Consider the following 10,173-nt stretch of genomic DNA (forward strand, 5'->3'; position numbering starts at 1 on the left):
GCCACGCCGCCCGCGGCGACGGCTGCGCGCAACTGGTCGACCTGATCACCGCCGTGGGCCGAGGACACGACGTGTTCGCGTGCCTGCAACGCCTGCTGGCGGTCGGACACACGTCCGGCGCGGACCTGGCCCTGGGCGTACTCGCCGGGGGCGAGGCCGCGGTCGGCACCGGCACCCCCGACTCCGGCGCCCTCAACCCCGGCACCCCCGACTCCCGTACTCCCGACCCCCGTACCCCCAACTCCCGTACCCCCGAAGGAAGGAGCGCCCGTGAGCAGCGCGCTTGAGCTGCGCCGCGGAACATACCGAGACTCGGTAAGCCTGATGCAGGTGAGCCGAGCGGTATCCGCGGCGGACGGGGTGACCAAGGCGCTCGTCGCCATGGCCACGGAACTCAACGTCGGCCTGCTGGCCGGCATGGGCTTCCCGACGCCCGAAGGGGCCGGCCCCAACGACCTGCTCGTGGCGATCCGCGCCGACGACGACGCGGCCCTCGCCCGCGGCCTGGAGGTCCTGGAGGAGGCCCTCGTCCTGTCGACGGGCGGCAACTCCGGGATCGGCTCGGCCGCCGACGTACCGCCGCGCACGATCCGAACCGCCGCGAACGCGACTCCCGACGCCACGCTCGCGCTGATCTCGGTCCCCGGGCCGCACGCGTTCGCCGAGGCGACGGACGCACTCGAAGCCGGCCTCGACGTGATGATCTTCAGCGACAACGTACCCGTGGAACACGAGATCCGGCTCAAGGACCTCGGCCGCGAGCGCGGACTGCTGGTGATGGGCCCCGACTGCGGAACGGCCGTGGTCGGCGGGGTCGGCCTCGGCTTCGCCAACACCGTACGATCCGGGCCGATCGGCATCGTGGCCGCGTCCGGTACCGGCTCACAGGAGTTGATGTCCCTGCTGCACGAGGCCGGCAGCGGCATCAGCCACTGCCTGGGTGTCGGTGGCCGCGACCTCAGCGAGGCCGTCGGCGCGCGATCCACCCTCCAGGCGCTGGCCATGCTCGACGCCGACCCCGCCACCGAACTGATCGTGGTGGTCTCCAAGCCGCCGGCCGCCGCGGTCGCGGCCGAGGTCGAGCGCTACGCCGCGAGCTTGGCCACCCCGGTCCAACTCGCCTTCCTCGGGCGCGGTCGCGACGACCTGACCGCCGCCGCGACCAAGGCGCTGGTCGCACTAGGACGCGAAGGCGTCCAGGACCGCACGTGGTTCCCCGAACGCACCTTCCCGCCTCGCACCGGCGCGCTGCGCGGGCTGTTCTGCGGCGGGACGCTGTGCGACGAGGCGATGATCATCGCCGCCGAACGACTCGGGCCGATCGCGTCCAACATCCCGCTCGAAAGGGACTGGGCGCTGCCCGGCGACCTGCGCGCGCCCGGACACCTGATGATCGACTTCGGCGACGACGGCCTGACCGCGGGCCGCCCGCACCCGATGATCGACCCGAGCCTGCGCCTCGACCGCCTCGCCGAGGAACTCGCCTCGCCCGCAACGGCCGTGCTGCTCCTGGACGTCGTCCTGGGACACGGCGCGCACGCCCATCCCGCGGCGGGCGTCGCCGAGGTACTGAGCGCGGCGGGACCCGACGCGCCGGCCGTGGTGATCTCGCTGTGCGGCACCGACCTGGACCCGCAGGGCCTCGACGCCCAGGCCCGCGCGCTGGCCGCCGCCGGGGCCGAGGTCCACCTGTCCAATGCCGAGGCCGCCCGGCGCGCCGTGGCGATCGTAGAAGGGCTCGACGCGTGAACGCTGTGCCACCGACCAGTTCATTGCTGACCCGCGACCCGTCCGTGGTGACCGTCGGCGCCGAGTTGCTCGCCGACGCGCTGGCCGCGCAGGCGGTACCGGTGTCCGCGGTCGACTGGCGCCCGCCGCTGCCGGGCACCGCGGACCCGCTGGCCCGCGTCCTCGCGGACGCGCGCCGTGAAGCGGCCAACAAGGTCGCGATCGAGCGCGTACTCGCGTCGACGCCGCACCTGGTGGACGTCAAGCCCGCGAGCGAGGCACTCGGCTTGGAGCCGGGCCAGTTCCGGCACGCCGGGCCGCCGATCGACTGGGCCCGCGCGTCCGGCCCGATGCGCGGCGCGCTGATCGGCGCGGTGCTCTTCGAGGGCCTGGCCGACACCCCCGAGGCCGCCGAGAAGTTCCTCGCGGCCGGCCACGCCGAACTCGACTCGTGCCACCACCATCACGCGGTGGGCCCGATGGCGGGCGTGGTCAGCCCGTCGATGTGGATGTTCGAACTGGAGGACACCACCCACGGCACCCGTGCGTGGTGCTCGCTCAACGAGGGTCTGGGCAAGGTGCTGCGCTACGGCGCGTACGGCCCCGAGGTGATCGAACGCCTGCAATGGATGTCGGCCGTGCTCGGCCCGCTCCTGCGCACCGCCGTCCGCGCGGGCGCGCCGATCGACATCCGGGCGATCATCGCGCAGATGCTCCAGATGGGCGACGAGGGCCACAACCGCAACCGCGCCGGCACGCTGATGCTGCTGCGCGAACTCGTACCGAGCATGATCGACAGCGGCGCGCCCACGTCGGACGTCGCCGAGGCGGCCCGGTTCGTGGGCGGCAACGACCACTTCTTCCTCAACCTGGACATGCCGGCCTGCAAGCTCGCGATGGACGCGGGGCGCGACGTCCCCGGCTCCTCGCTCGTGGTCGCGATGGCCCGCAACGGCACCGACTTCGGCATCCAGGTCTCGGGTACCGGCGACCGCTGGTACACGGGTCCCGCCGAGGTCCCGGACGGCCTGTACCTGGGCGCGTACGGCCCCGACGACGCGAACCCCGACATCGGCGACTCGGCCATCACCGAGACCGCGGGCATCGGCGGCTTCGCGATGGCCGCGGCGCCGGCGATCGTCCGATTCATCGGCGGCGAGGTGGACGACGCCCTGGCCGCGACCCGGCGGATGTACGAGATCACCCTCGCGGAGAACCCGGCCTACCAGATCCCGGTGCTCGACTTCCGCGGCACACCCACCGGCATCGACGTCACCAAGGTCGTCCGCACCGGCATCCTGCCGCAGATCAACACCGGCATCGCCGGCAAGGTCGCCGGCACCGGCCAGGTCGGCGCGGGCCTGGTAACCCCACCGGCAGACTGCTTCGCCGCAGCCGTCACGGCCCTGGCGGAGGCGGCCCCCCCACTGGGCTGAGCACACGAACGAAGGGCGCCCGCCGCACAGTTCGCGGCGGGCGCCCGCACGCGTCCCGAAACCCGCGACACCGGCCGGGTGCCGTGCCTTACCGGTGGGTCGGTGGGCGGGGGAGGCCATGGAGTTCCATGGCGGCGGGCGGCGGGAGAGAGCCGGGGCGTGGGGTTCGGAAAGCCTGGAAGAGGTAGGCGAGCAGGCGGCGGGAGGCGGCGAGGGCGGCTTCGGGGGGCTGTCCGGCGAGGCCGTTGTTGGCCAGGAGCAGGAGGGTGATGTCGGCGGGGTCGAAGTCGTCGCGCAGTTGTCCGGCTTCGCGGGCGCGCCGGACCAGGTGCGCCAAACGTTCTTCGGCGCAGTGGCGTTCGCGGTCGTGGCCGAGGGTGTCGGGGAACCGATCCATGAAGACGGAGGCGAAGCCCCGGTCGGTGACCTGCGTGGCGCACACCTTTTCCAGGAGTACGTACAGGCCGTGCCCGGGGTCCGGGTCGGCCAGGGCCTCGTCGAAAGCCGCCGCGCACAGGGTGAGTTGTTCGTCGAAGGCAGCGGTGGTGAGCGCGGCCCGGGTGGGAAAGCGGCGGTAGAGGGTGGCCACGCCCACCCCCGCGCGACGGGCGACGGCGCTGATCGGGGCGTCGACGCCCCGGGCCGCGAACACCTCGCGCGCGGCGTCGAGGATGAGTTCGCGGTTGCGTCGGGCATCGGCGCGCAGGGCCGCCGGATTCGTATCGGCGGGGACATCGCCGACGTGCCCGGGCGACTTGTCGGACGGCTTGTGCAAACGCTCGCGGGAAGGCTTGCGGGACGCCTTGTGAGACGGCTGGGCTGGCAATGTCCCTCACTTCGAGCCAAACGGACGATGTCTTCCACTTATGCGCCTAGCGTGAGCGTACCAGCGGGCGCACCCAGCGCCTTCGCTGCTGCTCCGAGACCCATCCTGGACGAGAACATGAGCGACATGCGCGCAGCCCTCTTCGACCGCTTCGGCCCTCCGGAGGTCCTCTACATAGGCAAGCGGCCGATCCCGACCCGCACGCCCGAGAACGTGCTGGTGCGGGTGCACGTCACCGGCCTCAACGGCGGCGAACTGCTGGACCGCGCCGGGAAGACGCGCCTGGTGACCGGCCGCACCTTCCCCAAGGCGAGCGGAATCGACTTCGTGGGGGAAGTGGCCGAAGTCGGGGCCTCCGTCACCGGTGTGCGCGAAGGCGATCGTGTGTGGGGGCTGTTGGGTCGCAGAACCGGAAGCCTGGCCGAGTACGTCGCCGTGAGCCCCCGCCGGATCGCCCCCGCCCCGGCGAACCTCACCCCCGTACAGGCCGCGTCGCTGCTCGCCGGCGGAGCCACGTCGGTGACCGCCCTTCGCGACAAGGCGGCCGTCAAGCCCGGTGAGCGACTCCTGGTGCGCGGTGGCAGCGGGGGTGTGGGCAGCGTCGCGGTGCAGCTCGGCAAGCTCATGGGTGCCCACGTCGTCGCGCTCGCGGGCGCGAACAACCTCGACTTCGTCCGTGGTCTGGGCGCCGACGAAGCACTCGACTATCGCACGACCCGCCTCTCCGAACTCGGCCGCTTCGACGTCGTCCTCGACACCGTCGGCAAGCAACAGGCCGGCTTTCGGCGCCTGTTGGCACCCGGTGGGCGCATGGTCGCCGTCACGTTCGACTTCGACAGGCCGCTCGCCGGCCTCGCCGCCGTCCTCGCCTCGACCGTCCACGGGACCGGACGCATCCGCGTCTTCAGCGGCAACCCCGACACCGAGCTGCTGACCGAGGTCACCCGCCACGCGGAGCGCGGCGACATCGTCCCCGTCGTGGACACCGTCCACCCTCTCGACCGAATCGCCGACGCACACCGCGCCTTGGCGGCCGGCGGCGTGCGCGGCAAGCACATCATCCGAATCACCTAGGCGGCCGAACCCGCCGCCGAGCGGCCGAACACGCCACCGCCGTTCGCCCGCGCGACGGGCACGAGCTTTCGTCAGCCGTTGTCGCCCAAGGTGCGGTCGAGCAGGGGGAGCAGGCGGTCCCAGTGGTGTTGCAGGGCGGCGGGATCGAAGGCGTCGGTGTCGGACATCGTGAAGCCGTGGACGGTGCCGGGGTAGATCTCCGACGTGTAGTCGACACCTGCGGCGTCCAACACCCGGTTGAGCTCGCCGAGGGCCTCGGGCGTCAGGTCGGTCGCGGCGTGGCCGAGGTGGATCCGGGCGGTGATCCCGGCGAAACCGTCGGGTCCGTCGACGCCGACAGGGCCGTGGAAACCGGCGACGGCGGCGACCTGGTCGGGGTGAGCCGCAGCGGTGCGCATCGCCAGGAGGCCGCCGATGCAGTAGCCGGTCACCGCGACGGGCCCGGCGGCGACCTCGGGCCGGGTGGTGAGGAACGCGAGGTAGGCGTCGGCGTCGCTCAGGGTGCGCTCGGCGGTGTGCGCGTGGATCAACGGCATCACCTGGGCCATGACGGCGGGCCGGGCGTCCTCGCCGATGTGCTCGGGCAGTTCGAGCACCGGTGTGGGGCCGTGCCGGTAGAAGAAGTTCGGGACGAGCACGTAGTAGCCGTGGCCGGCCAATTCGCGGGCCATCTCCCGCACCACGGGCCGGATGCCGAAGGCGTCCGCGTACATCAGCACCCCCGGGTGCCGCTCGCCGTCGTCGGGGTAGGCGGCGAAGGCGTCGGCCAGGCCGTCCGGGGTGGGAATCCGCAGGGTCTCGGTGGGAATAGTGGTTCTTCCTTCCTCGGCGTTCGTCGAATAAACGTTCATTGCACTAACGTTCACGGGCGCGAGCGAATGTACCCCGTTGGTTGGACCAACGCAATGAGCAGGATGGGCGCCATGATCACAGCCGAAGTCGCCGACCTGCCCGACGACGGCGCGCTCCGGACGCCCGACCGGCTGCGTCGGCGGGCGAGTCGACTGCTGTCGCAACTGACCGCGCGATCGGACCGGTTGATCAACGACGGGCTGGCCCGGGTCGACGCCCGCAAGTGGCACTACGCCGTGCTCGCCTCCCTGGAGGATTACGGGCCGGGCAGCCAGGCGGCGCTGAGCGGTCGCACCGGCATCTTCCGCAGCGACATGGTCGGCGTGCTCAACGAACTGGCCGAGCGTGACCTCGTCGAGCGGGCGCCGGACCCCGACGACCGGCGCCGCAACATCGTCACGATCTCCACCGAGGGCCGCCGGTGCCTGCGCCGCCTCGACCGGGTCCTGGACGACCTCCACGACGAACTGCTCGCGCCGCTGAGTCCGGCCGAACGCGACCGGTTCGTGCAGTTGCTCACCCGCTTGCTGGACCACCACACCGGGACCTCGTGACCTCACGCGGCGGTGTCCCACCGACCGAACCGGCCGCGGGGGCCCGGTCAGCGGCGGACGAAGTCGACGGTCTCCGGTGCTCGGCCCGGCCAGGTCAAACGGGTCGGGGCGGGCGGGGTTTCGGCGACGAGTCGGCCGCGGGAGACGACGTGGCTGGGGCGGACCTGTCGGCGTAGCACGTCGAAGGGGGAAGTCCCGGGCAGGATCAGGAAGTTGGCCGGCCGGCCGATCGCGACGCCGTAGCCGTCGCCCAGGTTCAGGACTCGGGCGGCGCGTTCGGTGATCATGGCGAATGCCTCGGCGATCTCGTCCTGGCCGGACAGTTGCGCGGCCAGGATGCCCGCGTGCGCGACCTGTACCGGGTTGGCCGTGCCGAGCGGGAACCACGGGTCCATCACGTCGTCGTGGCCGAACGCGACGTTGACGCCGGCCGCCGCCATCTCCTTGACCTGGGTCAGGCCGCGGCGCTTGGGATAGTCGTCGAACCGCCCCTGCAAGGTCAGGTTCACCATCGGGTTGCACACCAGGTTGATCCCCGAACGCGCCACGATCCGGCGCAACTTGCGGCTGTACGCACCGTTGTAGGAGCCCATCGCGGTGGTGTGACTGGCGGTCACCCGCGCGCCGAGGCCGCCGCGGCGGGCCAAGGTGGCGACCACCTCGACGAACCGGGACTGCTCGTCGTCGATCTCGTCGCAGTGCACGTCCACCAACAGGCCGCGCCGCTCGGCGAGTTCGAAGGCGATCTCCAGCGAACGGATCCCGTCCTCGCGGGTGTCCTCGAAGTGCGGGATCGCGCCGATCACGTCCGCCCCCGCGTCGGCCGCCCGAGCCATCAACCGCTCGCCGCCGTCGAAGGAGACGATGCCCTCCTGCGGAAACGCCACCACCTGGAGGTCGATCACGTCGCGTACCCGCTCGCGCAACTCGACCAGTGCGTGCAGCGCGGTGAGTTCGGGGTCGGTCACGTCACAGTGGCTGCGCACGTGCAGTACGCCGTGGGCGACCTGCCAACGCAGTACCTCCTCGGCGCGCGCGAGCACGTCCTCGCGGGTGAGGGTGTGCTTGCGCTCGCTCCAGCGCTCGATGCCCTCCCACAGCGTGCCGGAGACGTTCCAGCGCGGTTGTCCCGCGGTCAGTGCGGTGTCGAGGTGGATGTGCGGCTCGACGTAGGGCGGGGCGACCAGCGCGCCCGCCGCGTCGAGGACCGGGCCCGGGCCGGTGGGTGGTTCGGCGCCGGTGGGGCTGATCCTCGTGATCACGCCGGCTTCGGCCACCACGTCGACGCGTTCGGCGCGGCCGAGGAGGTGGCAGTCGGTCACGGTGATGCTCTGCATGGCGGATCGCTCCAGGGCTCGGAGTGGTTCGGAACGGATCGACAGGGATGGTTCTCGGGCGGGCGCCACCCGGCCGCGTTCGCGTTTGCCCGACGGCACGCGGCGCATGCGGGTCGCCCGACGTCACGCGGCGCGTTCGCGGCGTCCGAGCAGCAGGTACAGGCCGCCCGCGACCAGCGCCCCGGCCAGCCAGGACAGGTCGAAGTTGCCCAGCGCGCGGGCCCCGGGACCGCGCAGCGCGGTCGGGACGCCGTACTCGAAGCACCACGTCGCGGCCATGCCGCAGACCAGCGCGACGATCGCGGACCAGCGCACGTCGGCGAGCCGGCCGCGCCGGGGCGCCGCGTACAGCGCGGCCACGTCGATGCCGCGACGGGCGAACACGTAGAAGTGCACGAGCATCACCGCGGCCCACGGAGCCACCCACGTGACCATGCCCGCGAGCCACGTGTCGAGCGTGCGGGCCAAGCCCGCCTGGAAGACCAGGAACAGGGTGAACACGGTCGCGAACGCGCCGACCACACACGACAGCACGCGGCGCGAGACCTTGATGTCCAGGGTCTGCGCACACAGCGAACAGCTGTACAGGTTCAAGATGTTCGTCGCGATCGGACCATGCAGGACGAGCAGCAGGACCGGGATCGCCAGAGGGCCGAACGAGTCGACGATGAGCCGCCCCGGGTCGGCGTGCGCGTTCACCGTCGCGAGTGTCGCGCCGAGCACGCCGAGCCAGACCACCGGCAGGAACTGCCCCAACACACTCGCCGCGTACAGCTTGCGCGGCGACGTGGCGCGCGGGACGAAGCGCGAATAGTCCGACGCGTACGCGAACCACGTGATGCCCCAGCCCACCCCGATCGCGGTCATCACCGTACTCATCGCCGACCACCGATCGGCGCCGGCGAGCGAGGAGGTGTGACCCCAGTCGATGTCCAGGCGCGTCCACGCCACGACGCTCATCGCGGCCAGAACCACCAGGGTCAGCGGCACCGTCCACCGTTCGAACCCGGCGATGGCGGCGAACCCGGACGCGGCGATCGCCACCTGCACGCCCATGATCAGCAGGACCGTGACGACCTTGGTGCCCGTGCCGCCGACCCACCCGACGCTGTCGAGCAGCGCGAGCACCAGGTCGAGCACGATCCAGGTGTTGATCGCGCACCAGCCCGCGGAGATCACGCCCTGTACGGCCGCCGGCAGATATGCGCCGCGGCGGCCGAACGCCGCGCGGGCCAGCACCATCTGGGTCACCCCGGTGCGCTGCCCCATCAGGACGAACAGACCGAAGACGCCCATCCCGATCAGATTGCCGACGACCAGAACCACGATCGTGTCGACCAGCCCGAGCCCGAGCACGATGCCCAGCGCGCCCAGGACCCAGTTGATCGGCGCGATGTTCGCCCCCGCCCAGATCCAGAACTGGTGTGCGGGCGTCGAGTCGCGGGCGTGCTCGGGCACCGGCTCCAGGGACTGGGAGTGGTCGACGGGTCGCACGGATTCTTCGAGGACTGCCACGGATACCTCCGGTGGGACGGGGCGGTGGAGCGGCGCTGAGGAAGCGGTGAGGAAACGGCGGGGGCGACGAGGAAGCGGTGGGGGAGGGCGCCGGGACCGGGACAAGGCCACCGGTCCCCGAAGGCTCCTCGGCCGCGGGGCCCGTGACAACGGACACGGTGACCGGGATACTTGCGCTCCTTCCGGACGGAGTGTCCATGTCCCTGCGGCTGAGATCCGTACTCGACCATCCGCTGATGCGCCGAGCCGACCCCGTCGTGCCCGATCCGCGCGCCGACCTCGACCGGCCGGTGCGCTGGGTGCACTCCAGCGAGATCTACGAGATCGCGCCCCTGCTGCGCGGCGACGAACTGCTGCTCACCACCGGTCTGGGCCTGGCCGGGCGCGACGCCGACGAGCGCTCGCGCTACATCGCCGGACTCGCCGCCGCGGGCGTCGCCGGGGTCGCGCTCGAAGTCGGCCGTACCTTCCGCGAGGTGCCGACCGACGTGGTCCGCGCGGCGGCCGAGGCCGGGCTGCCATTGGTCGTGCTGCGCGGGGTGGTGCCGTTCGTGGAGATCGCCGAGGCGGTCAACGCGGCCATTCTCGACTCGGCGGTGACCCGACTTCGACACGTCAACGAGATCGTCCGGGTGCTGTCCGGAGTGCTCGCGCGCGGCGCCGGGGTGGACGAGTTGACCCGCACCCTGGCCCGGCTCACCGATCGCCCCGTCGTGCTCGCGGGCATCGACGGGACGATCACCGCGTGGGCGGGCACCGACACCCCGGCCCTGGTGGTGGACGCGCCGGCGGCGGGCGCGGGGGTGGAACTGCGCGGGGCGCTGTGGGGAAGGCTGCTGCTGGGAGCCGTC

10 protein-coding genes are annotated in these 10,173 nt (G+C 72.1%); 6 read left to right on the forward strand and 4 right to left on the reverse strand.

Features of this window, described 5'->3' with window-relative positions; all coding sequences use genetic code 11:
* The 3 genes from GT354_RS26440 to GT354_RS26450 all read left to right on the forward strand — a co-directional run.
* Positions 1-287, forward strand: a 287-nt coding sequence (locus GT354_RS26440) for a DUF2877 domain-containing protein (protein ID WP_161358876.1), incomplete at its 5' end; no start/stop codon positions are given.
* Positions 271-1,749: an FdrA family protein gene (locus GT354_RS26445; RefSeq protein ID WP_161358877.1), complete on the forward strand. Its 1,479-nt coding sequence runs from the start codon at positions 271-273 to the stop codon at positions 1,747-1,749. The genes GT354_RS26440 and GT354_RS26445, both read left to right, overlap by 17 nt.
* Entirely contained in the window at positions 1,746-3,164 is a 1,419-nt protein-coding gene (locus GT354_RS26450; protein ID WP_161358878.1) for a DUF1116 domain-containing protein, read from the forward strand. Before GT354_RS26445 ends, GT354_RS26450 begins: the two co-directional genes overlap by 4 nt.
* Before the next feature lie 88 nt (positions 3,165-3,252).
* Here the strand turns inward: GT354_RS26450 and GT354_RS26455 are convergent, their stop codons facing one another.
* A complete protein-coding gene (locus GT354_RS26455) occupies positions 3,253-3,939 on the reverse strand; it encodes a TetR/AcrR family transcriptional regulator (protein WP_161358879.1) in 687 nt (228 codons plus the stop codon).
* A gap of 168 nt (positions 3,940-4,107) precedes the next feature.
* Between GT354_RS26455 and GT354_RS26460 the strand changes: the two genes are divergently transcribed.
* Entirely contained in the window at positions 4,108-5,064 is a 957-nt protein-coding gene (locus GT354_RS26460; protein WP_161358883.1) for an NAD(P)-dependent alcohol dehydrogenase, read from the forward strand.
* A 71-nt stretch (positions 5,065-5,135) separates the two neighbouring features.
* On the opposite strand, the gene GT354_RS26465 is transcribed toward GT354_RS26460, so the two are convergent.
* The gene (locus GT354_RS26465) at positions 5,136-5,873 is read right to left on the reverse strand and encodes a dienelactone hydrolase family protein (protein WP_161358884.1); all 738 of its coding nucleotides are present in this window, start codon (positions 5,871-5,873) and stop codon (positions 5,136-5,138) included.
* 114 nt (positions 5,874-5,987) lie between these two features.
* Here GT354_RS26465 and GT354_RS26470 point away from each other — a divergent pair, with 114 nt between their 5' ends.
* Positions 5,988-6,470 carry a MarR family winged helix-turn-helix transcriptional regulator gene (locus GT354_RS26470; RefSeq protein WP_161358880.1) on the forward strand — a complete coding sequence of 161 codons (483 nt, stop codon included), beginning with the start codon at positions 5,988-5,990 and terminating at the stop codon, positions 6,468-6,470.
* Positions 6,471-6,517: 47 nt separating this feature from the next.
* Here GT354_RS26470 and codA read toward each other — a convergent pair whose 3' ends face one another.
* Together codA and GT354_RS26480 are read right to left on the reverse strand one after the other, a co-directional pair.
* Positions 6,518-7,807: a cytosine deaminase gene (gene codA, locus GT354_RS26475; protein ID WP_161358881.1), complete on the reverse strand. Its 1,290-nt coding sequence runs from the start codon at positions 7,805-7,807 to the stop codon at positions 6,518-6,520.
* Between the two features lie 123 nt (positions 7,808-7,930).
* A complete protein-coding gene (locus GT354_RS26480) occupies positions 7,931-9,322 on the reverse strand; it encodes a cytosine permease (RefSeq protein WP_161358882.1) in 1,392 nt (463 codons plus the stop codon).
* A gap of 197 nt (positions 9,323-9,519) precedes the next feature.
* On the opposite strand from GT354_RS26480, the gene GT354_RS26485 reads away from it, so the two are divergent.
* The coding region (locus GT354_RS26485; protein WP_202512315.1) for a PucR family transcriptional regulator ligand-binding domain-containing protein at positions 9,520-10,173 on the forward strand (654 nt) is incomplete at its 3' end.

The organism is Streptomyces sp. SID3343 (assembly GCF_009865215.1).
In the GTDB taxonomy this organism is placed as follows: domain Bacteria; phylum Actinomycetota; class Actinomycetes; order Streptomycetales; family Streptomycetaceae; genus Embleya.